This window comes from Candidatus Methanoperedens nitratireducens, from assembly GCF_000685155.1.
GTDB classification, from domain to species: domain Archaea; phylum Halobacteriota; class Methanosarcinia; order Methanosarcinales; family Methanoperedenaceae; genus Methanoperedens; species Methanoperedens nitratireducens.
In genome coordinates this window covers 204,970-228,540 of record NZ_JMIY01000002.1, presented here as the reverse complement: position 1 = coordinate 228,540, position 23,571 = coordinate 204,970, and the positions used below count along the sequence as shown (strand labels likewise).

Annotated in this window: 26 protein-coding genes and 1 tRNA gene; 12 read left to right on the top strand and 15 right to left on the bottom strand. The window is 41.5% G+C overall.

Annotated features, from left to right (window positions below):
* The first annotated feature begins 132 nt into the window (after window positions 1–132).
* The 3 genes from ANME2D_RS05030 (at window position 133) to ANME2D_RS05020 (ending at window position 2,204) form a co-directional block, all read left to right on the top strand.
* Window positions 133–1,134 carry a CapA family protein gene (locus ANME2D_RS05030; RefSeq protein ID WP_048089507.1) on the top strand — a complete coding sequence of 334 codons (1,002 nt, stop codon included), beginning with the start codon at window positions 133–135 and terminating at the stop codon, window positions 1,132–1,134.
* Window positions 1,135–1,152: 18 nt separating this feature from the next.
* On the top strand, window positions 1,153–1,800 hold the full coding sequence (locus ANME2D_RS05025) for an HAD family hydrolase (RefSeq protein WP_241763309.1): 648 nt from the start codon (window positions 1,153–1,155) through the stop codon (window positions 1,798–1,800).
* 113 nt (window positions 1,801–1,913) lie between these two features.
* Window positions 1,914–2,204 (top strand): non-histone chromosomal MC1 family protein, encoded by a 291-nt coding sequence (locus ANME2D_RS05020; RefSeq protein WP_048089503.1) that lies wholly within the window; start codon window positions 1,914–1,916, stop codon window positions 2,202–2,204.
* A 32-nt stretch (window positions 2,205–2,236) separates the two neighbouring features.
* On the opposite strand, the gene ANME2D_RS05015 is transcribed toward ANME2D_RS05020, so the two are convergent.
* Window positions 2,237–3,019, bottom strand: a complete 783-nt coding sequence (locus ANME2D_RS05015) for a class I SAM-dependent methyltransferase (RefSeq protein ID WP_052368577.1) — start codon at window positions 3,017–3,019, stop codon at window positions 2,237–2,239.
* Between the two features lie 152 nt (window positions 3,020–3,171).
* Between ANME2D_RS05015 and ANME2D_RS05010 the strand changes: the two genes are divergently transcribed.
* The 3 genes from ANME2D_RS05010 (at window position 3,172) to ANME2D_RS17870 (ending at window position 5,173) form a co-directional block, all read left to right on the top strand.
* Window positions 3,172–3,483: a KGG domain-containing protein gene (locus tag ANME2D_RS05010; RefSeq protein ID WP_048089502.1), complete on the top strand. Its 312-nt coding sequence runs from the start codon at window positions 3,172–3,174 to the stop codon at window positions 3,481–3,483.
* Window positions 3,484–3,616: 133 nt separating this feature from the next.
* Window positions 3,617–4,615, top strand: a complete 999-nt coding sequence (locus ANME2D_RS05005) for a cohesin domain-containing protein (protein ID WP_048089500.1) — start codon at window positions 3,617–3,619, stop codon at window positions 4,613–4,615.
* Between the two features lie 486 nt (window positions 4,616–5,101).
* A tRNA-Cys gene (locus ANME2D_RS17870) sits at window positions 5,102–5,173 on the top strand.
* 10 nt (window positions 5,174–5,183) lie between these two features.
* Here ANME2D_RS17870 and nadC read toward each other — a convergent pair.
* Window positions 5,184–6,017 carry a carboxylating nicotinate-nucleotide diphosphorylase gene (gene nadC / locus ANME2D_RS05000; protein WP_048089977.1) on the bottom strand — a complete coding sequence of 278 codons (834 nt, stop codon included), beginning with the start codon at window positions 6,015–6,017 and terminating at the stop codon, window positions 5,184–5,186.
* A 50-nt stretch (window positions 6,018–6,067) separates the two neighbouring features.
* Here nadC and ANME2D_RS04995 point away from each other — a divergent pair, with 50 nt between their 5' ends.
* On the top strand, window positions 6,068–6,892 hold the full coding sequence (locus ANME2D_RS04995; RefSeq protein ID WP_320408805.1) for an aspartate dehydrogenase: 825 nt from the start codon (window positions 6,068–6,070) through the stop codon (window positions 6,890–6,892).
* Between the two features lie 7 nt (window positions 6,893–6,899).
* Window positions 6,900–7,787: a twin-arginine translocase subunit TatC gene (tatC, locus tag ANME2D_RS16730; protein ID WP_052368576.1), complete on the top strand. Its 888-nt coding sequence runs from the start codon at window positions 6,900–6,902 to the stop codon at window positions 7,785–7,787.
* On the opposite strand, the gene ANME2D_RS04985 is transcribed toward tatC, so the two are convergent.
* Window positions 7,788–9,458 (bottom strand): site-2 protease family protein, encoded by a 1,671-nt coding sequence (locus ANME2D_RS04985; RefSeq protein WP_048089499.1) that lies wholly within the window; start codon window positions 9,456–9,458, stop codon window positions 7,788–7,790.
* Between the two features lie 59 nt (window positions 9,459–9,517).
* Between ANME2D_RS04985 and cutA the strand changes: the two genes are divergently transcribed.
* The gene (gene cutA, locus ANME2D_RS04980; protein ID WP_048089497.1) at window positions 9,518–9,826 is read left to right on the top strand and encodes a divalent-cation tolerance protein CutA; all 309 of its coding nucleotides are present in this window, start codon (window positions 9,518–9,520) and stop codon (window positions 9,824–9,826) included.
* Window positions 9,823–10,374 carry a flavin reductase family protein gene (locus tag ANME2D_RS04975; protein ID WP_052368575.1) on the top strand — a complete coding sequence of 184 codons (552 nt, stop codon included), beginning with the start codon at window positions 9,823–9,825 and terminating at the stop codon, window positions 10,372–10,374. The genes cutA and ANME2D_RS04975 overlap by 4 nt, the downstream gene beginning before the upstream one ends.
* A 130-nt stretch (window positions 10,375–10,504) precedes the next feature.
* Here ANME2D_RS04975 and ANME2D_RS04970 read toward each other — a convergent pair whose 3' ends face one another.
* The 12 genes from ANME2D_RS04970 to ANME2D_RS04915 all read right to left on the bottom strand — a co-directional run bounded on the left by ANME2D_RS04970 (window position 10,505) and on the right by ANME2D_RS04915 (window position 22,536).
* Window positions 10,505–11,050 carry a KGG domain-containing protein gene (locus ANME2D_RS04970; protein ID WP_198527355.1) on the bottom strand — a complete coding sequence of 182 codons (546 nt, stop codon included), beginning with the start codon at window positions 11,048–11,050 and terminating at the stop codon, window positions 10,505–10,507.
* Window positions 11,051–11,287: 237 nt separating this feature from the next.
* Window positions 11,288–12,475, bottom strand: a complete 1,188-nt coding sequence (locus tag ANME2D_RS04965) for a hypothetical protein (protein WP_048089495.1) — start codon at window positions 12,473–12,475, stop codon at window positions 11,288–11,290.
* 128 nt (window positions 12,476–12,603) lie between these two features.
* Window positions 12,604–14,418: a KamA family radical SAM protein gene (locus tag ANME2D_RS04960; protein ID WP_048089493.1), complete on the bottom strand. Its 1,815-nt coding sequence runs from the start codon at window positions 14,416–14,418 to the stop codon at window positions 12,604–12,606.
* Window positions 14,415–14,903, bottom strand: coding sequence for a GNAT family N-acetyltransferase (locus ANME2D_RS04955; RefSeq protein WP_052368574.1), 489 nt, complete (start codon window positions 14,901–14,903; stop codon window positions 14,415–14,417). Before ANME2D_RS04955 ends, ANME2D_RS04960 begins: the two co-directional genes overlap by 4 nt.
* The gene (purD, locus tag ANME2D_RS04950; protein WP_048089491.1) at window positions 14,875–16,275 is read right to left on the bottom strand and encodes a phosphoribosylamine--glycine ligase; all 1,401 of its coding nucleotides are present in this window, start codon (window positions 16,273–16,275) and stop codon (window positions 14,875–14,877) included. The genes ANME2D_RS04955 and purD overlap by 29 nt, the downstream gene beginning before the upstream one ends.
* A 17-nt stretch (window positions 16,276–16,292) precedes the next feature.
* Window positions 16,293–17,192, bottom strand: a complete 900-nt coding sequence (gene ablB, locus ANME2D_RS04945; RefSeq protein WP_241763308.1) for a putative beta-lysine N-acetyltransferase — start codon at window positions 17,190–17,192, stop codon at window positions 16,293–16,295.
* Entirely contained in the window at window positions 17,119–18,438 is a 1,320-nt protein-coding gene (gene kamA / locus ANME2D_RS04940) for a lysine 2,3-aminomutase (RefSeq protein WP_048089484.1), read from the bottom strand. Before kamA ends, ablB begins: the two co-directional genes overlap by 74 nt.
* Window positions 18,438–19,544, bottom strand: a complete 1,107-nt coding sequence (locus ANME2D_RS04935) for a mechanosensitive ion channel family protein (RefSeq protein ID WP_048089482.1) — start codon at window positions 19,542–19,544, stop codon at window positions 18,438–18,440. Before ANME2D_RS04935 ends, kamA begins: the two co-directional genes overlap by 1 nt.
* Window positions 19,545–19,706: 162 nt before the next feature.
* Complete coding sequence (locus ANME2D_RS04930) at window positions 19,707–20,552, bottom strand: hypothetical protein (protein WP_048089480.1); 846 nt, start codon at window positions 20,550–20,552, stop codon at window positions 19,707–19,709.
* A gap of 18 nt (window positions 20,553–20,570) precedes the next feature.
* The gene (locus ANME2D_RS04925) at window positions 20,571–20,798 is read right to left on the bottom strand and encodes a hypothetical protein (RefSeq protein WP_048089479.1); all 228 of its coding nucleotides are present in this window, start codon (window positions 20,796–20,798) and stop codon (window positions 20,571–20,573) included.
* A gap of 12 nt (window positions 20,799–20,810) precedes the next feature.
* Complete coding sequence (locus ANME2D_RS04920; protein ID WP_048089478.1) at window positions 20,811–21,593, bottom strand: HAMP domain-containing protein; 783 nt, start codon at window positions 21,591–21,593, stop codon at window positions 20,811–20,813.
* A gap of 10 nt (window positions 21,594–21,603) precedes the next feature.
* Window positions 21,604–22,536: a PstS family phosphate ABC transporter substrate-binding protein gene (locus ANME2D_RS04915; protein WP_081810142.1), complete on the bottom strand. Its 933-nt coding sequence runs from the start codon at window positions 22,534–22,536 to the stop codon at window positions 21,604–21,606.
* Between the two features lie 55 nt (window positions 22,537–22,591).
* Between ANME2D_RS04915 and minD the strand changes: the two genes are divergently transcribed.
* Together minD and ANME2D_RS04905 are read left to right on the top strand one after the other, a co-directional pair.
* Entirely contained in the window at window positions 22,592–23,380 is a 789-nt protein-coding gene (minD, locus tag ANME2D_RS04910; RefSeq protein ID WP_048089476.1) for a cell division ATPase MinD, read from the top strand.
* A 1-nt stretch (window position 23,381) separates the two neighbouring features.
* A complete protein-coding gene (locus ANME2D_RS04905) occupies window positions 23,382–23,570 on the top strand; it encodes a hypothetical protein (RefSeq protein ID WP_048089475.1) in 189 nt (62 codons plus the stop codon).
* Window position 23,571: the final 1 nt, after the last annotated feature.

The following is a 23,571-nucleotide window of genomic DNA, read 5'->3' as shown; positions in this document are numbered from 1 at the left end:
ATCTCATTAAAATTCATGGGCTGCTTCTCATAGTGGTATTAATTTAAAATGATAAAAGTTTATTGCTTATGGATTGTAGAATCTTCCTGACTATGGTGAGATATATATAAGAACTGCATCCATCTTACTACTATGAGTACTGCTGGAGAGGGGGAGATAGCTCTTGCCTTCACAGGGGATGTGATGCTGGGACGGCTCGTGAACGAAATGATACGACATATGGGACCATACTATGTATGGGGAGATACATTAGAACTTTTTAAAAAAGCCGATCTTAGGCTGATAAACCTTGAATGTGTTATAGCAAAGGACGGGGCACCGTGGGACAAGACCCCCAAGGTGTTTTTTTTCAGGGCGGATCCACATGCAATCGATGTTCTAAAGGTTGCCGGGATAGACTACGTATCCCTTTCCAACAACCATACCCTTGATTTCGGGGAGGAGGCTATGCTTGAGATGCTCAACAGGCTGAATGAAGCCGGGATCGCCCATGCAGGGGCGGGGCACAACCTGCGCGAGGCATCAGAACCAGCAGTACTTAAGGTCGGGAATATGCGGGTGGGCGTTGTCTCTTTCACTGATAACGAGCCTGCCTTTGCTGCGACTGAGACCTCACCCGGGACAAACTATATTCAAATCACGCTTGCAGACAAAGTGATGCGGAAGGTACGTGCGGCAATTGATGAGGCCCGCTCACTTTCGGATATTGTTGTGTTCTCAATCCACTGGGGACCAAATATGCGGCTCAGGCCCACACCCGGCTTTGTGGAGTTCGCACATGCCGTGATCGATATGGGTGTGGATATATTCCACGGCCACAGTTCACATATCTTCCAGGGTGTAGAAGTATACAGGGAGAGGCTCATTATGTATGATACCGGAGATTTCATCGATGACTACTACGTTGGACCTGAGGAGAAAAACGATCAGCAGTTGCTTTTTATTGTGATCCTGTCCGGGGGAAGGATAAAGAGACTTGAGATGATACCTGTTGAGATCTCAATGTGCCAGGTCAATACGGCCAGGGGAGATGTGCATAAGGAGATAAGCGACAGGATAACCATGCTCTCTGCTGAGTTTGGAACCAGTGTTAAAAAGAGAAATGGCAGATTAGTTATAGATATAGAGCAGTAAGATGGATAAGAGGAAATTATGAGAGCTATTATTTTTGACATGGATGGGGTGCTTGTTGATTCCATGCCATATCATGCAGATGCATGGATATTCGCATTTGAAACAGTCGATATCAATATAGACAGAAAAGCCATCTACGAGCTTGAGGGCTCAAACCACAGGCAGATAGTGGAGATAATATTAAGACGGTTTGGTCGCACTCCAGCAGAGGATGTTATACAGGAGCTAGTTCGAAAAAAAATAGAGGTATTCGATCGTATAGAGCACGTCAGGCCTTTTGATGGCATAAAAGAACTGCTTGCCACTCTGAGATCAAAATATAAGCTCGCTGTCGTTTCTGGAACCAATAGAAAGACAGTACATGAAATAATCGATAACTTTTTCCCCGATACCTTCGAGGTAATCATTAACGGGGATGATACACCTGAAGGTAAGCCATCCCCGGTGCCCTATCTCAAAGCTGTCGAGAAACTTGGTATACCAAAGGAACACTGCCTTGTCATCGAGAATGCGCCTCTTGGCATACGCTCAGCAAAAAACGCTGGCTTACGGTGCATCGCTATATCAACATACCTTGGAAGAGAGTGGCTGAAGGAAGCAGATGCGATTGTAGACAGTCACAGGGAGCTTGAAAGGTATATTGCAGAAGAGGAACGCATAAATTAAGCTTGAGAGCACAGTATATCAATCTCCATATTTTTTCATGTAAATAAGTTTTATTAATGTAGGATGTATATATAGTGCTGTAGCATCTAATGCTACAAGGAGAAATGATACATATGACAGAGATCAAGAATTTTATTCTACGGAAAAAAGATAATACTGAGGATGGTGTATTTACAGGGCGCCAGCCGCGCCAGGCTGCTCTTAAAGTAGCAAATCGAATAGGGGGAACCAAAAATAATCCAGTTGAGATCAAACTGAGAGAGCGCGGAACCAAGAAGGTGCATATATTCCAGGGCTGGAAAGAGGTAATAGAGGCTCCAAAGAATAAACCAGCATGGATGCCGGATAAAATTAACAAGCCCTTTGTAAAGAAGGTTGGAATTGAGAAACTTGAAAAGATTTAACCTGGTTTTTAGTATCTAAAGTGGTAATATAATCACTTCAAGTTAATTTTTCCTCTTTTATCTGCGATCAGAATAACAGTATCGTAAGTAAATCCAAGCCTGCCATTTTCGATCTTTACCCGCAGGCCGGTACGATCATCTTCCATACTCTGCATCAACTCCTCAATAACTTTTGCTTCCTTATCACCAGTTCCTGCCCGCTCTATCCAATCATTAAAATCCTGATGTATATCCTGGTGCACTATATCAGCAATAACCGTCTCCAGAGTATTGAACATATCCTTCATTTCACTCAATGTATATATCCTGACATGGGATGGATCTCGTATTTTTTCGATACGATTATGAAACAGGCTCTTATTACGATCCTCAGATGAAACACCATCTACGAGCACGATGCGGCCATAAGCCTTGCATACGCGCTTCATCTCAAGCAAGGCCTTCTCTGGGTCAGGGAAATGATGGAACGCAAACCTGCAGGATACGATATCGAATGTTTTATCTTGAAAAGGGAGTGATTCGACATCAGAGAGAAGAAATCCTGTATTCCTGTGCCCTGAATTTTTTTGCTTTTCGCAGGCATGGAGAAGCATATTGCGCGTAAGATCAGAACCAATAACTACATCTGCCCTTTTTGCAAACTCAAGAGCAAGAAACCCTGCGCCTGTGGCAATATCAAGGACTTTATGGTTCTTTGCGGCCCCGCTTCGATTAACGATCTCGGAGAGATGAACCCCGTCCACAAATATATTCCCTTTTGAATACGCTTCTGCCTGTCTTCCGAACTGTCTTATCGCGCTTTCTTTGATGCCCATTTCAGGGACTGAGCATGTCGATAAGGGATATATATGTTACCTGGTTCTCTCAAGGTTAGATTCGCAGTATAGATCACCAAAATATTATTATAGCATGAGCTATAGAGTATTAATCGGGGTAATGTAAACTTCAAAATAGGGAGTGGTACAATATGGCAAAAGAAGAAATGAAGAGAAAAGAGGAGAAAGCTGGTAAGGAAGAAGAGAAAGAGAAAGGCTATACCTACGAATACTACCACGAGATAGGAAAGAAAGGTGGAGAAGAGAGAAAAAAGGAGTTAGGTCATGAAGGCTACAGGGAACTTGGCAAGAAGGGCGGGGAAGCTACCAAGGAAACCCATGGTCACGAATTTTATTCAGAAATAGGACATAAGGGTGGAGTTGCAGGTGGATCCAAGGGCGGAGAAGCTACCAAGAGAAAACATGGGCATGAAACCCTTGAAGAGCATGAGAAAGAACATTGAGAAGATTAGAAATCACTATTGTTCAATTTTTAACTGAAATGGCAAATCTATGAGCTGATAATCACCAAATAGTAAGCAATAAATACCATGCCATAATGATGATTAGAATAGTATCAACATTATGGTGGTAAGGATGTTAAAAAACGTAAAGCGGATAGGAACAATATCGGTTTTTTTGTTTGTATTGAGCCAGGCCTTAACTGGAGCAGCAATTGAGAATATTGTTATCAGCACAGAGAATAAAACCGTTACAGCAGGCCAGACCTTTGAAATAAACATATCGGTAGATCCAAAAGGTAGCGAGGTCGCGGGTATGCAGGCACGATTAATATATGATCCTGCGGCACTCAGATTGAACTCTGTAACCGAGGGCAATCTATTCTCACAATATGATACATACAGCAGATTGGATCAGCCAGAGATCATTAGTATGATACTGGGCAATTATAATACATTGTCCCAGGGAACGTTCATAAAAGCTAATTTTACAGCACTTGGTGCCTGGGATTCCAGCGTTGGCCTTGAAAATGTAAAGGTCGTATCCCCTGGTGGGGTTTTGCTGCCCCTGGATGTCATGAATGTGACAGTTACAGTTCTATCAAATCCAAAATACGATCTAAACGGCGACGGGATAATGGATATCGAGGATCTGATTATAGTTACTCAGCACTCTGGTGAGATCACCACAGAACCGTATCCCTCCTATGACGTGAACCAGGACGGAATAGTAAACATTTTTGATATAGTGCTGGTAGCTCAGCATCTTGAGATCATTCCTGAGCCAGCACCTGCACCAACAATAACTATAACCCCAACTCCAACACCAACTTCAGAACCTACTCCAGAAATGACACCAACTCCAACACCAACACTAACTCCAACACCAACACCTACTCCAACACCAACTCCTACCCCTCTTCCAAGTCCAACTCCTACACCGACTCCGACTACAGAACCGACTCCTGCCCTGACTCCAGAGCCGACTATAACCGAAACTCCAACTCCTACACCCACTCCAGAGCCTACTCCTGAAAAGACACCCAAACCGAAAAAAACACCGAGAGGGAAAAAGTGGTTGTCCCTCGAGGATATTTTTAAGGGCTGGAGAGCTGGGCGATTAATCGCTCAGTGATTTACTGTACTACGTCACATGAACATCGTATAGTGGAAAAATTCAGCACCGACAGCATTAATATCATGAGAGCGCCGCCTTAGGCGTCCCTTCGGGTTGGGTTATATAACTGTTTAATTTTTGAGGTAGTAGCAGTAATATATATAGAATTTAAAAATGTGACTAAACAAGCGAACCCATCCACTAATTAGACGGGAAGACAGAAAAGACGATTAACAACGAACTCAAAACGAACTTAAACGAACTCATCAGCCCGAGTTCGTATCGAGTTCGTACCAGTTCGTTGTTTATATCAGTTGAACCGCATCCGAGTCTAAGTTTTCGTACCAAACACAGAAATATTTCAAAAAAGCGCTCTGTACCTCAGCGCCTCTGTGGCTCATTTATGCTCTAGTCGTTTAGATGGTTATTACCTATGATGTATATGTATCCGTCCTGCGATAATCTTATTACCTATAATGTATATGTAGCCGTGCTCTGAGATTTGCCAAGGTGGCGGAACGGCTACGCAATCGCCTGCAGAGCGATTCCATTCCGGTTCGAATCCGGACCTTGGCTTACTAAACGATTATTTTTCAGTCCGCTGGATCTGTTTAATCCTGAGGCTGATATCAAGCCATCTTGATGAATGCGTGAGTGCGCCAAGTGAGATAACATCAATACCTGTCCTTGCGTAATCACCTATGTTCTCAAGTGATATGCCGCCTGATGCTTCAAGGATGATACCGTCCCTTATGCCCCTATCAGCCAGGGTTTTAATGGTTTTTTCAATCTCATCTGCAGCCATATTATCGAACATGATAATATCCGCTCCCATCTCTGCTGCATGGATAGCTGAGGCCATATCCTCAACCTCAACCTCAATTTTCTGGGTGAAACTTGCTCTCTCTCTTGCAGCACTCACTGCCCTCTCAAGCCCGAGAACTGCGATATGGTTATCCTTAATCATGACCGTATCTGAGAGATTAAACCTGTGAGGGTCTCCCCCTCCAGCTATGACCGCTTTTTTTTCAAACTTTCTAAACCCGGGTGTGGTCTTTCTTGTACCTGCAATCCTTACGCCGTTTGCCCTATCAACGTATCTACGTGTCAGTGTGGCAATCCCGCTCATCCTTCCAAGGAAATTTAATGCCAGTCTCTCCGCCCTGAGAATAGACCTCGCCCCGCCATCAAGAGTAAATATGGTATCATCTTTCTTTATGGCCGAGCCTTCGGTAAGATCTGTTGTTGCCAGTATATCAAAATATTCAAAGATCTGCGCTGCTTCAGAGATCCCTGCTGCTATGCCATCTTCATTTGATACTACTTCAGCCTGTACCCTGTGATCTGGAACTATACTGCATGATACATCATTGTAACCTATATCCTCCTCGATAAAACTCTCAAGCTCTTTCAATAGCATATCCTTTGAATTAATAGTCAAGTTACTTATATGCTACTGAAAAACGTATTATGAAGCAAAATATGATGAAGATCGGATTAATCGGCTGCGGTGCCATAGGTGCCCGGATCTGCAGTGCGATCGATAATAAGCTTGTAGATGCGCAGCTTGTGGCCGTTTACGACAGGAGCGCAGAGCGCTGCGAGAGACTGCTTGGATCGCTCAATAACAGACCCGAAATACTGTCTCCTGGTGAATTGATCTTCAGGGCAGATCTGGTCATTGAATGCGCATCTACAGCGGCCGTTCGTGAATATGGACTTTCTGTACTTGAGAGCGGAAAAGATCTTATGGTATTAAGCGCTGGAGCTTTTGCAGATTCGGGATTACTGGAGAGGTTTATTAGTGCGGCTGCGGCCAATCGTTGTAAGATATATATACCATCAGGAGCCATTGCTGGTATTGACGGCTTAAAATCTGCATCGATTGCTCATATAGATAGAGTAATGATTACAACTACAAAAAATCCAGAAGGACTGAAAGGAGCACCATATATAGTAAAGAACAATATCGATCTTGAGTCTTTTCATGAAAAGACACTGCTATTCGAAGGAAGCGCAGACGATGCAATTGCGGCATTTCCAGCAAACATCAATGTTGCAGTCTCATTGGGCATTGCAGGCACAGGTACAAAAAATACACAGGTGAGAGTCTTCGTAGATCCGCAGGCGACCAGTAACATACATGAGATATCAGTTGAGGGGGACTTTGGAAGATTCACCTGCCGTGTTGAGAATGTTCCATCGCCGGATAATCCCAGGACGAGTTTTCTTGCTGCGCTGTCAGCAATAGCAACATTGAAGAAGATAGCAGAGCCGCTCCAGATAGGGACATAAGATTAAGATGCCATTAGAAGAATTTACACTGATACTTGCTGAATTGAGAAGAAAACTGATCTACATTGCTGCGGTCTTTGGTGCCGGGGCAGTATTCTCTTTTTCATATCTCATGAATCAAGTAATAAATAAAATAAAACATGATTTATTTTATGGTTTGCAACAATATGATGAATCTGGTCCGTCTGGACAGTTAGTTGATATATCCAATAGTCTTGATCTGATATCAAAGGAACTGGCAATCAATAATTCTGCTATTGCACAGAACTTGACAAACATATCTGGTGAGATATTAACTATATCTCAAAGTTTAAACACCTCCGAACTGGTATATCTGGCTCCTCTTGAGGTCGTGATGCTTAAGTTCAAGATGTCTCTTATATTCGGGATACTTATCGCTTCTCCTCTTATACTGTACTATGCATACAGAGGAATAAAGGGAAGATTCAGAAATGTCATTCATGTGAATAAGCTCTTGATGATCTCGATCATATTGGCTTTCATCGTACTTTTTCTAATCGGAGCAGGTTATTCATATTTTTATATGCTTCCGCTTTTTCTGCGTTTTGTATATCAGGATGCCATTAACACCGGTGTAATCGCGAATTTCTCGATTTACGAGTTCATCTATTTTATCGTTATGATGAGTATAATATTAGGACTATCCTTTGAATTACCTCTTGTCATGGCGCTTCTGGTTCGCCTTGGTGTCACCTCACGGCAGACCCTTGCTCACTACAGGAAGCATGCCTATGTCATCCTGTTGATAATTGCAGCATTCATTACCCCAGATCCAACCATGTTCAGCCAGGTTATGGTAGCGCTACCGTTTGTTGTATTGTACGAGGTCAGTCTTTTATTCATGGGATTTGCTGAAAAAATAAAGGTAACCTGATTAAAACCCATGGGCTGCATACGGTGCAATAATCACGAATATAAACGACATGAGGATAGTTAATGCAAATAGAATCACAATTGCATTGGACAGCCTCTCAACTTTTTCACCATTTCCTATAATCCTTGACAGTGATGAAGTCATAACATCGCGGAACACATGTCCGCCATCAAGAGGAACAGCAGGAAGGCAATTAAAAAGCCCGACATAGAAATTCATCCAGCCTATCCACATAAGGATGTTTAATATCCAGAATGTTCCATCTCCAAGCAGGGCAGCCCAGCCGACGGGCTCATAGAAATGAACGATTAAACCGCTGAACCCGGGAAAACCTTCTCCAGCAAGACCAATAATAGGCAGGCTGAACAGCAGTATCCAGCCTCTAAACCCGGTTAATGATGATGGGATACCCTTTAGCATACCCAGAAATTCGTTTGCCCCAAATTCACCTATGCCTATACCCAGAGGACCAATTTCAGCCCCTCCTCCATAAGAAATCCCCAGGAATCCTTTTTTAGCATTCCTGTCATAAGGATATGCGCTTAACTCAATATTCTCGAAGACCTCGGTGGATGCACTCTCAGAGCTGTTACTCAACATATAGACGTCTATTTTCTGTCCTGGTTCGGTGGATTCCATGAATCTGACAAAATCCTCAAGTCCTCTGATCTCAGTGCTATCAACCCGAACAAGAACCATACCTGGCTTTATGCCGGCCGCCTCGGCGGGTGAAGCTGGAACTACATCCGATACCCTGACACCCTCAGTAATCCTGGTATCTGCTGTTATAGTGAAGCTGATCTCTTTTTCTTCACTCTTATCGATCAAATTTAATGTAACATTACTTCCGGGTTGTAGTGAACTGGTATAGGTAAAGGCATCATGGGCGTTATCTATCTGTTTATCATTTATCTTTGTAAGGATCATGTTCTGCTTTACTCCAGCCAGGTCTGCCTGAGATCCCGGGGTTACACCTGTTACCATGACATCACCGACGGGAGAAATAGATCCGAGAAGTGAAAAGAACAGTATAAATGCAATCAATGCCGTGACAAAATTGGCCATAACTCCTGATGTAAGTATCCTGATGCGCTGGTTGCGTGTGGCTTTGGGCTCTACATCCTTTTCACCCGTATCCTCTTTTTTTCCAAGAAGCTGCTCCTCATCAGGTTCTGCAAAGCCCCCGATTGGGATCAGTGCCAGCAATATTCCCATGGATTTTACTCTTATTCCTTCTACTTTGCAGAGGATGGCATGTGAGAACTCATGCACCATCAGGGTTACAACCAATGCAATAATTCCCCACGCAAAAGGTATGTACTCATTAATACCCGGTATAAGGAAAATATTACGCGGCTCGTTGAACTTGCCAGGGTGAGGAACTGTTTCTGTCTGGAAGGACGTAATTATAGAGTAATCGATGAACAATATTAGAATGAACATTACAAGCATACCGGTAAGCATTGCAGGAAGGCCGATATTTGCAAATATTCTCCAGAATTTCTTATGGATTGAGAGTTTATCAAGAAACCTCTGCCCTCTCTGGGTTCGGATCATCAGGATCGGTCCATAAGCTGTAATATTGTATTTGCTAAGTGTCCCGCGCTTATCAAGATATATGACAAGTAACCAGTAGAGTAAAAATACAGATAAAATAGTGAAATAGCTCAATAGATAGTCTCCCTTAGCATTTTATTTAAACATATAGCGCATATTAAGTTTTGGTGCATATGTTCTCAATCATATATATAACCGCTGGCGACATGGAAGAAGCCAGGAACATTGGAAGAAAACTTATAGAGGAGCGCCTTGCAGCCTGTGTGAATATTTTTCCCATCACCTCGATCTTCAGGTGGAAGGATAATATCGATGAATCAAATGAGTTCGGGATCTTAGTCAAGACAAAGACCGATAGGATAAAAGAAATCGAGAAAAGGGTAAAACAGCTTCACAGCTATGAGGTTCCATGCGTGATATCGTTTAAGTTAGGTGAAGGTTCAGCCGACTACCTTAAGTGGATAGAGGAGTCGGTCGAATGAAAATGGAGGCTAATATCAAACCTAACAGGTTATTTGCGCCCCAGCTTGTGGGGCTTGTATCATCAATCGATAAGAACGGAAGGCCCAATGTTGCTACCCTTGCCTGGATAACAAGCGTATCTGCAGATCCGCCCCTTGTCTCTATTGCGGTTGGCAGTACACGGTATACGCATGGATGCATAATCCACAGCAAAGAGTTTGTCCTGAACCTTCCGACTATTGATATTCTAAAAGAAGTGCAACTTGCAGGCTCGATATCTGGAAGAGATGTGGATAAGTTTAAAGAGACGGGTTTAACGCCGGTTAGCTCAATAGCACTAAAAACACCAGGTGTGGAGCAGTGTGCCGCTCATCTGGAATGTAAGGTTATTGATATGAAGGAAGCAGGCGACCATACCCTATTTATCGGAAAGGTTGTGGCAACAGTATGTAATGTTGAAGCAATTAGAGACGGAGTGCTTGATATATCCAGGATAAAGCCGATAATGCATCTTGGTGGAACACTTTTCACAACAGCCGGTGAGATCGTGGATTCAAAAAATTATTAAACTCTAGAGTTCTACAGGCTAACTGGAAAGGTTGGTTAATACGCAAGAAAAAAAGAGTGAAGGGCATCTTAAAGAAGATCTTGAGGAAGACCGAGCATATTCGGTCTGGATAAAGGGATCCGGTCAATCCTCATTTATGTTCTTTTCTATGCTCCTCAAGGGACTCGCTGCCATGTTTTTTCTTGGTTTTTTCGCCACCCGCTTTTCCGATCTCCTGATAGAACTCATGACCATGAGTTTCCTTGGTAGCTTCTCCGCCCTTATGTCCAAGTTCCTTGTAGCCTTCAGGGCCTAATTCCTTTTTTCTCTCTTCTCCTCCCTTTTTCCCTATCTCCTGATAGAACTCATGACCATGAGTTTCTTTGGTAGCTTCTCCGCCTTTATGTCCAAGTTCCTTGTAGCCTTCAGGGCCTAATTCTTTTTTTCTCTCTTCTCCTCCCTTCTTCCCTATCTCATGGTAGAACTCATAGGTATAAGGCTTCTTTTCTTCACCAGCCATCTCCTCCATCTTAGGCCTCTCTTCTTTCTCAGGCCTGACTTTCATCTCTACCCTCTTTTCTGCCCCAGGCCTCTCTTCTGTCTCAGGCGTAACAAACTTCTTTAATTTATCGAGTATGCCCTCTTCTTCACCTTTCCTGCCAGTCTCTGCTTCTCTTTTCTTTTCTCTTTTTGCCATTTAATATCACTCCCCATTCTAGTTTTGTTCCTATACAGATTTTAAGGTTCAGCTAACCTAAAGCTGCCCTTCGGTCAAATCCATCCCCTCTGATCTAATCCCCCGGGTAATCACAATACCCGGTTAATATTCTATATCTCATTCTATAAGGGTATTTTGGTGATGCAGAGTAAGAAGCTTCGCAGGGCACAGAGGGAGCTTGAGGAACCACGCAACAGGGGGAGATGAAATAGATTCCTACAGCATATCCAGAATCTGTAGCAATCTGCCGCCCTTTTCTTTTATCACACCGATCTTTTCTTTAATCTGTGATTTTTTGAGATAGATCTCTCGTCTTTTCCCGCTCTCATCTTCTGATTTAAGAGAAAACTCTTCTTTAGATGGGCTGTGTTTTTTTATCTCTTCCAAGGTAGGGGCGAAGATCTCTGCAACCCGCTGCATAAGCTCATAGACAAGGTTCTCCTCAAGCACATCCTTGCCGCCCAGATAGAGGTGTTCTAACCGTTGTTTTTTGGGATAGAGACTATCTGTCTGTTCCATGATTTTCTCTCCCAGCTCACGCAGCCTGAGAACGTTAAGTGCATCTTTCAATCCCGGAACTGCCTGGATGTTCTTTTCAACGCCATTCTCTTCAGCATGGTAAATTTCTACTGTGAAATCCTCACTGAAATCCATTCTCAATCTGAACCGCTCGGCTGCGGTCTCAAGTTTTTTTCTGAAAACAACTTCAAGCTCTTTTCCACAAAGGACAAGATCGCTGAGAAGATAATTGTCTATGCTGACGATATCGGGCGCAAGTTCTTTCTTTAAAAAAGGTTTTTTCATCCTTGCAGGGATTTCAACGCCTCTTACAAAACCATAGGCTTTAACATGGCCGTCCCAGAGCGGCAGTTCCGAGGATGCAATTTCGAATACACAGGAAATATCACCCTCACAATCAACCTGTACTTTTGATGAATAAGCTTCTTTAGTCGCCTTTAGAGTATATTTTTTATTAATTATGGGGACAGGGTCCTTGATGAAAAAGGCCTCAAGTGTTTTTCTATTTTCCTCGTCGGTTCTGTTCACTTTTTCTTCAAACTGCGTGATTTCATGGAATATATCATCAGAAATCTTTTTCTTTCCATCTTCTATATATTTTTTCAGAAAATCTCTGCTCTTCTCTGCATACTGGACAATCGTTACCTGCTCTTTGCTGCTGGACACAGCTGCTGAAATGGCGTTCTCCACAGTCAGGAGAAAGTTATTCATCTCATCCATAACAGAATTCTTGAGCCTGCGCTTGTCCCTTATATCTTCTTTCATGTCGAAAACAGTATTCTCAAGGGTTATTGCCTTAACACTGGTATCTATGAAATCATCCAGCAATCCAAGGAAATCCCTCTGCACCGGAAATTCTGTCGAATCTCCATATAGGTACTTCATGCAAAAGCCTCCTTTATGTCAAAATACATCTGCCTGTATGTTATAGGTACTGTGTTCTTTTTAATCTCAGATACTGACATTTTATACCTTCCTGTTATATTATTTGCTATTTAAGTATATAAAATCTATCAGAAATAATACCATATCGATGAATAATCATCAATATTCTCATTATCATCGTTTAATCTCTTAAGGTAATCATATATCGATACATCTATGTAATTGTACGGCTCAACAACCGCATATTTGGATTCCCACGGATAAAAACGGTACACCCTTCTTCCGTCCTGCAGTATCATTATTACCTCATGTTCCTGCCATGAACGGATATGGGATTTACCAAGCCTGGGTACATTGAAAACAGGCTCATCAGTCCTGACAAGCCCTGGCAGGAATCTGGCCTCTTCTTTTCTCTCCTGCTCAATCCTTGCAATGGGCACACGGTAATCTATGGTCTCATCCTTTCCCTTGGTATTGAAGATGTAATAGGGGTCTATGCCCGATTTTTTCAATAACTTTCTCAATAGAGAGGACTCATATTTTTTACTGTTATAATATGTAAAAACCTGCTGGTTGTATATATTTATCCCGGTTTTCTTAATTCTCTTTATGGCCTCTAATGAATCAGGCGTAATCTCTGTAGGATGCTCAAAGTGTGTAACAATACACAGCTCCCTTACTCCGAACTCATTATATCTCCTGAGTACTTCCACAAGATCCTCTGTAATCCGCTGCGGCAGTGTTACAATGATCCTCGTACCAACCCTTATTCGCTCAATATGCTCTATACCTGAGATCATTGACAACAGCCATTCGATGTAGATATCGCTCAGGGTAAGTGGATCTCCTCCTGTAATGAGGACCTCTGTTATGTACTGGTTATCCCGCATCCATTCTATGGCATTCGTCATGGTCTCTTTTGAGAACGCAGCATCCTTTATGTCGGTAATTTCCCAGTTCCTCTGGCAGTATACGCATATCTGGGGGCAGGAATCAAAAGGTTTTAGAATGAGGATCTGCGGGTATCTTCTGGTTATTCCTTTTATGGGACTTGTAGATTTCTCATCCATGAAATCCATGTTTGAGCCGCTTTTTCTGGTCTGTATATAGTTCAAACAGTAATTCTCACTGGGTAAAACCTGTGCTCTTATTGTATGGTCATACCTCCCGGTGTTTTTCCTGTCAAAAAGTGAAAGATAGTACGGAGTTATCTGAAACGGGATCTTGTACTTTTTTGCACACCTGAGTCCCCTTAATTCATCATTACTTAGCTTGACGATCTCATGCAGGGTGTCGATATCAGAGATGATATTTTTAAGATGCCACCTGTAATCCAGCCAGTCCGGGTCGTCTGCATTAAAAAGACCCTGAATGAACTTCCTGTTCTGTCTTCTTTTTTTGATCAGATCTTTATCCATTCCTGTCTTATATCGTTTTAAAAAATCTTCCATGTTTGAAGCGTACCGATCAAGGGATTTTGTGCGCTCTAATGCAGCCTCAAGCCCGCTTAACTTAAGGAATAGCGGTACGTCCTTCTCTGTATATATCCCAGAGTCGCAGTTAATGCCTCTAAAAAGGAAAATAAATTCAAAAAGAAAACCCTCATTCAATCTGTGGGGATTGATCTTTTTATTTGCTATCTTGTACAGCGTATTCAGCGCTGAAAAATTTGAGATCTTCTCATTCTCTGTCCTTATTAGGTTTTTCAATACCCTGATGCATTCCTTGGAGTTATTCCTCTCAAGCAGGTTCTTATCCTTGAAGTGCTTATCTGAATAGATGTTAAAAAGATGCCTCTCAATACCATTTAGATGATCAAACATACTGTTTCTGGCATCCTGCAGATCATCACTTGATACGAGAATATTATAGATATCAGGGTCACATTCCCATAATGTTTCTATTAATCTTGATTTATCATATTTGAATAATTTTTTAATCATAACTCGATTCGTTTTTCATATACCATAAAATGTCTTCCAGGTTTGTAGTAATCCTGAACAGCTATATTACCCTGCACCTCTATCGTCTTTCCTATTCTTTCACTGATATTCTGATACCCCATTTTCTCAAAGAGTTTCTGAGAAGGAATATTGACAGGATCAATGGTAACTTCAATTCTTATAAAACCCAGTTCCCTCAATTCTTCCTCTACTTCTTTAATCAATTTTTCTCCTATCCCCTGCCCCTGGTAAGAGGGATCAACACCGATCTGCCATAAAAAATAGGTGCCCAGGAAACCCGGAGGAACAATTCCCATAACGAATCCCACGATTTTTCCTTTTTCTTCGGCAATAAAACAATAATCCCCAAAGTAACGTAAAATAATCTTATAAACATGTTCTGGATAATTCTCCATAGGTAGACATACAGCGGTAAGCTGGTGTACTTTCAAGAAATCATCCTGGGTTGCCTTTCTTATTCTCATACTGATCCCTCAGTCTGTTAACATGACCTATCTTTGAATCAATTAGATCCCTGGTTCCGATATCTTTACGGTAATAAAATTCCCCATCCACCAGGGAAATGGCCTTTTCCACTTTCTCATTAGCCTCTTCGATAGTCGGTGCTTTGGCAACAAAGGCAATTCCCCTCTCTGCCCCAGCATTCAATTTGCCAGCATCATTCAAGCCGCAGCTGTAATAATACTTAAGACCATCAATCTGCAAAATAGCCTCCTCGTTTAAATCAACCTCCAAGTCCTGATAGAGCTTTTCAGGATAATCTACTGGCACTATGTATTTACAAACGGTTGCCTTATTTTCAAAATAAAGTTCCTGCTCTTCTCCTTGAAAAAGCTTGAGAATGATATCTAAAAGATTGTTTTTCAATACAACGACCGTGTTCATCCATTCAGGATCTCCTGGCCGAAAGTTATATTCAATTAATTTAACTCCTTTTGCAGTCACCATGAACTGACCATATAAAAAACCTGAGCAGATTCTTCCTGTCTCTTTCTTAAAACCATCAAGGGTCTTGTGAATAATACTGAGTGCTTGTTCATAGTCCTCCTCTCTCATAAAAGGAAGAAGGTATCCCTGCTGGGAGTAAGATCCCATACTTGCAGTATTCGGTCCTTTTTCTCCGGGCAATAACCTCTTGAAATCCTGGACAGCAGGGGTAGGGAGAACATGCTCTCCGTGGACAAAGCATTGAACAGTGAACTCCTCCCCCTCAATTTTTTCTTCAATAATTACCTTTGAACTTCTGCCAATCCTCCTGTTGATTACCTGCTGTATATACTCCTTGATCTCGTTCTCATCTTTTAACTGCTCTCCAAAAACCCTGACCCCGAGTCCTTCTGTGAGTCCAATGGGTTTTACCGCAACCTGCCAGTCCAGTTTCCCGGCGTAGTCGGTTGCTTTTTGAGGATCTTCAAAGACCCCAAATCGAGGAATGGCAGATGGCATGTATTTTTGAAGAAGTTTTCTGGTAAACTCCTTATCAGCTTCCAACAGGGCCGCAAGGCGAACCGGTCCAAATGCTAAAATATGGTCTGCTTCCAGTGCGTCAACAAGACCTCTGGAGAGAGGGGAAGCGGTCGTAATAATGACAAGGTCTATCCTCTGTTCCCTGGCATATCTCACAATAGCATGAATGTCCTGAAAGCTTTCTACCTTATAACCCTCTACCAGTGACATAATACCCGGGTTTCGGATATCCATATAAGAAAAAATCTCAATCTCAGGGTTACTGTGAATATTCTCAATAGTGATCTGCTCCTTAGCCCAGCTACCAACGACCAGTACCCGTTTTACGGATAATTTATTTGTTTTATTATATCCAGATAGTTCTTTCATTATTCTCGGTTGTAATTTTAAAGAGGTTTATACCACACATTCATGCTCTCAAGGTTTCCGGCAATATTGGTATTGTTCAATAATGTACCGCTATATCTATACCCCATTCTTGCAAAAATTATGTTCACACCGTAAGATAATGACCTTGCAATCGTGTATGCTATTTTCATATTTCTTTTTCGCATCTCGTATTCCATCTCCTGTAAAAGATAAACGGCAAATCCATTTCCTCTATGCTCGGGTAATGTGGCAAAATCTGTCATTTCTACATTTTGAGAGCGAGCATCCATTTCAGATGAGGACAGAGCAACAATCTTATTATTTCTCCAGATGCTAAAATAAATAAAATTTTCATCCATTGTTTTAATGATGTATTGAGGCTCATGTATCGGGAATGGGTAGGTTTCAAAAACAGTTTTATAGACCCCTGCTATTTGATTAACATCGGATTTATCACAGATTCTACAATTAAATCCGGGGATGCACTCTGCAGTTCTTTCTTCAGTTGTTTTTAATGCAGCCAGTTTTAATATCTCTCTAAATTTTTCATATTCACGGCTGTGCAGCCTTGATTCAGTAAAATATTTCCCCATAAAATAAACATCCTCATTGCAATCATAGAATTCAGGGATAAAAGCTTCAATAAAATAGCCGCTCTTTGTGAACTCATCCCTTGCAAATTCAGGTACTTTAGCAATTATCTTGGAGTATCCCTTTTCTATAGCCAGTGTATCCAGCTTATCTATGATATCCGGGAAATCATTTCTTGAAAGTTTCATTAAATAAATACGATCATTATATTTCCCGTGCTGCAGGGTAGAATTACCAATATTTGTTATGATATCATTCATCATCTCTTCTATCGGCTCTCCTTTCCATCCTGTCAGTATTTTCAGGGATAAGAGAGATCGTATCATCAAAATCATCCAGCAGTTTGGCAACACCAACAGCTTTGATTTTTTCTTCTGCTTCATTAAGCTTCAACTGCAGCTTGCAGTCCTGGCAGTTTCTATCACAGAAAACAGGCTCATAACTATCTGGTTCTTTGTATGTAGTTATAATTCCTTCATAATTCCTTAAAACTACTTTATTTGTTGACCATGATATCAGGTAGTTGGGCATTACAGGGATTTTTCCCCCGCCGCCGGGTGCATCTATCACATAGGTCGGGACTGCAAAACCACTGGTATGCCCGATCAAGCTCTCCATGATCTCAATACCTTTGCCAACAGGGGTGCGGAAGTGGGATAATCCCTCTGACAGATCGCATTGATATAGATAATACGGTCTTACCCTGTTCTGAACAAGTTTATGTACGAGCTTTTTCATTATCCTGGGGCAGTCGTTCACTCCAGCCAGCAGGACGGATTGATTTCCAAGGGGAATTCCTGCATCAGCAAGCTTTTTCAGAGCTTCTTTTGAAGATTCTGTTATTGCTCTTGGATGATTAAAATGTGTGTTGACCCATATTGGATGATGTTTCTTTAATACTGCTACCAGTTCATCTGTTATACGATAGGGCAGAACAACCGGCATTCTTGTACCTATGCGGATCACCTCGACATGGGGGATCTTCCGCAGTTCTGTAAGAATCCAGTCAAGGTAATCATCAGATAACATCAAAGGGTCGCCCCCTGATAACAGGACATCACGTATTGCAGGAGTATTGTTGATATATTCAATACCTTTTAGAATTTCAACCCTGTCAGGAATTGAATCAACATCACCAACTTTTCTTTTTCTTGTACAGTGCCTGCAGTACATGGAGCAGATATTGCTTATATGGAACAGGACTCTGTCAGGGTATCGATGGATGATCCCGGGAACAGGACTATCTTTATCTTCAGCTAAAGGGTCTTTCATTTCATACTTATCGACGATTAATTCCATCGGCGAAGGAAAAGACTGTTTAAAAAAAGGATCGTTTCTGTAGTCATCTGTATCAATTAAGGATAGATAATAGGGCGTTATGGAAAGAGGAAATTTTGCAATAGTTTTTTCAAGAAGTTTCCTCTCACTCTTCTCAAACTTAATACCGGTTAAATTCTCAAAAGTTGAAATATCCCGTATACAATGTTTTAATTGCCACTTCCAATTTTTCCAGTTTGAGATCAATGCTCTGGGATTTATTTTTTCTATTATTTCTTGCTGTTTTCCATACATTATCCATCACTCCTTTTTATTTGATTTAGATAAAGCGTCTGCGACGGGAAGGCGATCTCAACACCCAGATCCTCAAGCAGATGCATGATCTTTAAATTGAATTCTTCATGAACCGTGAGAAAATCATTCCACACTGTTGTCTTTGTAAAACAGTATATAAATACGTTTAAAGAGTAAGCCCCGAACTCTGTGAATTTTACCATGTAGAATGAATGATCAAACCTGTGATCCTCTTCAATAATTTTTTTAATGCCCTCCACAACTTCCTTCATCTTGTCTGCTGATGTTCCATAGGTTACCCCAAGGTCGAACTTTATCCTGCGCTTTTTCATGGCTGAATAGTTTATAACCCCGCTCTTGATGAACTGGCTGTTAGGGACTGTGACCAGAGCCTGGTCAAATCTTCGTACACGGGTAGACCTGAATCCTATATCCTCTACCGTGCCCTCAATATCTCCAATGCTTATCCATTCGCCTAACTTGAAAGGTTTGTCTGAGAGTATGGTAATTGAGCCAAAGAGGTTGCTCACGGTATCCTGTGCCGCAAGCGCGAACGCAAGGCCACCAAGGCCAAGCCCGGCAAGAAGGGATGTTATGTTGTAACCGAAGTTCTGAAGAATAAACAACACCCCAACCATTATGACGAGTATGCGAAGGCTTTTCACGACCAGTGGGACAAGCTGATCATCAAGCGTGCTACTGCTTTTTTTAGCTTCCCTATGGAGGAAAAACGCTATGATGTCGATAACTCTGAAGATGAAATAGAGCACTATAAATGAGAATGCCAGAACATAGATACCGCGCACTATATCTGATACAGTAATATCGAACTGGCTTATCGTTTCAGGCAGTTGCAAGGAGATTATGGCTATATAGAAACCCTGAAGCAGTATCAGGTGACTGAGCGGATTTTTTATTGAATTTAAAAGCAGGTCATCAAACTCGGTCTGGGTTTTTTTTATCAGAGCAGTTAATTTTTGCTCTATGATATACAGAAAAACAGATCTGATTATGAAAGTCAGAAGTATTATAATAAAAAACATCAAAAGTTTTTCAATGGAAACACCAAATATATCCTGATTCAATATATCTGAAAACGTTATCATTTACCTCATTAACCTAAAAGGAATAACTATATTTAAAAGTTACTGCAAATTATTATTATAATTGTAACCAAAAACCAAAGAAATATGTACGCAGGAATGCGGAAATTATTGATGAAGTGTGCCGTATGAAAGAGGAAGCCCGGTCCGCAGGGGCCGGGTAGTTCACTTCCTCTTTATCATATGCTGTAGACCCATCTCTTCCAGCATATCTTTTGTATCGTTCTCATCTGGGGTTATGAGATCAACGAGTTCAGATAACGATTTATCAGAGACTCCTTCCTCGTCTTTAATAAGATAGCTTAGTCCCTGTTTCTGCATTAACTTGCCGACTGCTTCTCTATTATCACTTGTTTTTACAAGGTTAATGAACTGATTGAGTTCCGAGGTCTCCACAGAGTCCCGAGGTCCATGGAATTTACGATATAGCCTCTCTCGCTCAATCTGTTCTCGCAATTCATCCTCGGAATAACCTAATTTTAAAAGACGTATATAATTAATAAAGTCATCAATATCCGTTTTTTCCGGCTGCGGGTATCTTGTAAGGAATCCCTTTATTTCCTCACTGATCCGCTCTCTGATTACCGTACTCTTGATATTGGTCTTAACTCTCTCGGTGATGTCTCTTTCAATCCTCTCGGCGTTGCCTTTATATTTTAATGCGAGATATTTTGCATAATCCAGTATATCTTTATCGCTGGGTAGATCATGCTCTTTCAGGAATTTCTCTATCTCAGCGCTCAGATTATGGATATTCTCTCTCTCACTCATCGAATTTGCCACTTCTTTCAGTCTGTTTCTCAGGATAAGATCTACTTCATTTACTTTATCCTTATCACTGACCACAAGACCTACGCGTTCGATTGTCATTATAAACTCTGAGATCTCATCTAAACTGGATTTCTCATCTACAGGCTTTTTAGCCATCACCCTTAAAAACAGGTCCTCTCCAGTAGCACCTAAATTCTCTATTAAGGTTTTTTTTGCAAATTCAGCGAACATATCTGCCATAATAACCATCCCTCAATACTAATTCCTGATATGGAGGATCTTTTGCTTTATTTTTTCAGCAATATCGTCACCCAGTATCTGTTTTATACCAGTATGTACTGATTTAGCAAGTTCATCAAGGTCATTATGTGTAATGCTGGCTGGATCCTTATTTAAGCATGTCTGGCATTGCTTTGTTAAAAAGGATTTTGCAGATGGGCCCAGATCTTCTGCAAGTATTCCGACAATTTTTTCATCCAGGGTCATTGTTAACACATCCTATTTTTGCTTGCTTAATGCATCCATGATCTTGAATGCATTTACCATTCTCTTAAATGATTCAGCCAGTTCTCCAATCTCATCTTTTGAAGCTACTGAGATCTTAGCATCGATCTCTCCTCTACTTACCTTATTGGCAACATCTGTAAGCGATCTGAGAGGGTTAGTCAGGCGGTTAGCCAGGAAGATCGCAAGGATCAAAGATACTATCATAGACCCGATAACCGCGTAGTATGTTGTCTTTATCGTGTCATCTGCATGTATTCTTGATCTCTCAATAGAATTAGCCACTGCTCTATCAGTTACTTCAATGAAACCAGAAAGCTTAAGATTAAGTGCTTCGACCCTTCCTTCAAGGGTATGTAAATTCTGTTCTATAAGAGCAGTATTACCCGGAGATACATCAGCAGTCTTGGTCACCTCATCAGAAACCTGTATTACTTTTTCTTCCAATCGTTCGATATCAGATAGATCCGATAACATGGCGGGGTCTTTTAATGAATTCTTCAGGTTATTCCTGCTTGAGGTCATGAGATTATACCCCTCTCTTATAAGCTGTCCTCCAAGCTCTTTACTGCCATGGGCATACAGGAACACGCCGACCTGGACCTGCCTTGCCCCTTTTTCATAGTTCGTAGCCTGCTGATTTATACTGAAGTCTTTACTCATCTCCTTCTCTATGAATGACATCTCCTGGATATTGGAATTAATGGCTAAACCTGCTATTAAAAAAACGGCAACAATCACAAAAAACGAAATAAGCAATTTATATTTGATTTTCATATATAGACTCCTAAATAATCGATATGAATCCTTCTTCTTCTACTATTCTCTGACCATCTCTGCTCAGCACAAAGTTGATGTATTCCTTGGTAAGCCCTTTAGGGGCACCGTTAGTTATCATGTACATCTTTCTTCCCAGGGGATAGGATGTATCAATAACTGCTTCTTTTTTCGGTGTTATACCATCTATCTTAACAGTCTTCACACTTGAGTTGATCCAGTTCATCGGAGTGAAGGCAATGCCATTGGGATCGTTCATTATTGCAGGTATCATCAGCGGAGTTGGATGGATTGAGGTGGTTCCAGCCACATATGGTGTTTCGTCATTGCCTGTAACAACCTTATTAAATAATTCTGCAGTACCCGATATTTTCGCATCTGTATTATATATGTTGATCTTTCCTGTTTTTTTATCTGTCAGCTGGCTCCAGTCTGTTATGTCTCCATCAAAATAGATTGCCTTAAGCTGACTGAGTGTTAAATCCGAGACCGGGTTTTTGGGATGGACTATAACGGCTACAGCATCATAAGATATAAGGGTCATGTACAGTTCCATTCCCCTGCTCCTGGCAGTGCTGTATTCGCTATCTTTAGGCGGACGTGTCGCATCTGAGATATCGGACTCTCCTCTCAGGAACCTATCTAAACCCTCGCCAGTTGAACTCTGCTGTACAGTAATTTTAACCTGGGGGTGATTTTTCATGAACGTTCTGGCTGCCCTATCTGCTATTGGGAATACAGTCGTAGATCCGTCCAGTTTCAGTTCCCCTGTTAATTCCTGAGACTGTACTGCTTGCTCGGTTGTTCTATCTATACATCCTGTCATTAGTACCAGGATCAGGAATAGTGGTAACACATACTTTGATTTTCCTACCATTATATCACTTGGATTAATATAAGTTACAACTACTATAAATACTATTAGTATTATCATACTAATCATAGGTTAAGATTATAAACACCTAGCAATATATATAAATAAAGCCGAAGGAAAAAATATGACAGCACGTGTATATACAATAGCCTCAGGAAAAGGAGGAACAGGTAAGACCACGGCTACGCTAAACCTCGGCACCGCACTGGCAATGCTGGGGAAGAAAACGATGGTGCTTGACGCTGATATAGGTATGGCGAACCTTGGTCTTTTAATTGGTCTTGAGAAAAGTAAGATAACACTGCATGAAGTATTAAGCGGCAGTGCTAGTATAAATGAAGCTATCTATGAGGGTCCTGCTGGCCTCAGGGTAATACCAAGCGGTTTATCGCTTCGGGGATTCCAGAACTCAGATCCTGATAGATTAAAGGAGGTTATGGCTTCGGCTATAGATGGTATAGAGTTTTTATTAATAGATGCACCCGCAGGCATAAGCAAGGATGGTGTAATACCGCTTGCAGTTGCCGATAAGGTTATTCTTGTCGTCAACCCGGAACTCTCCTCTATGGCAGATGCCCTGAAGACCAAGGCATTGACTGAAATGCTGGGCAGGTCTGTTGAGGGGATTATACTAAACAGGGCTGAGCTTGAAAAAACTGAGATCAATAGCAATAAAGTCTCAGAGCTTTTAGGGGCAAAATTACTTGAGATTATACCTGAGGATGCAAATATAAGGCGTTCTGCTGCATTTAAGACACCGATAGTCATAAGGGCTCCGAAATCCCCTGCAGCAATTGCATTTAGCAGACTTGCAGCCCAGATGGCAGGCACGAAGTTCCAGGAAAATAATTCAAAGGAAGAAAAGGAAAGTTTCGTTGACCGCCTTGCAAGGTCAATTTTTGGAGGGAAATAGGATGGATATGCTAACAGTAGTTCTAATCACAATACTGTTGATCTCATTCTTTACGATGTACCTGATGCACATCAGAATGAAGCAGCTGCGAAAGGAACTGAACGATCTAAGAGACAGGGTAACCATCACAGGTGAAGAATTAATGCGCCTGTCAAGCGATATAGAAGATTTCAAGAAGATAAATATATAAC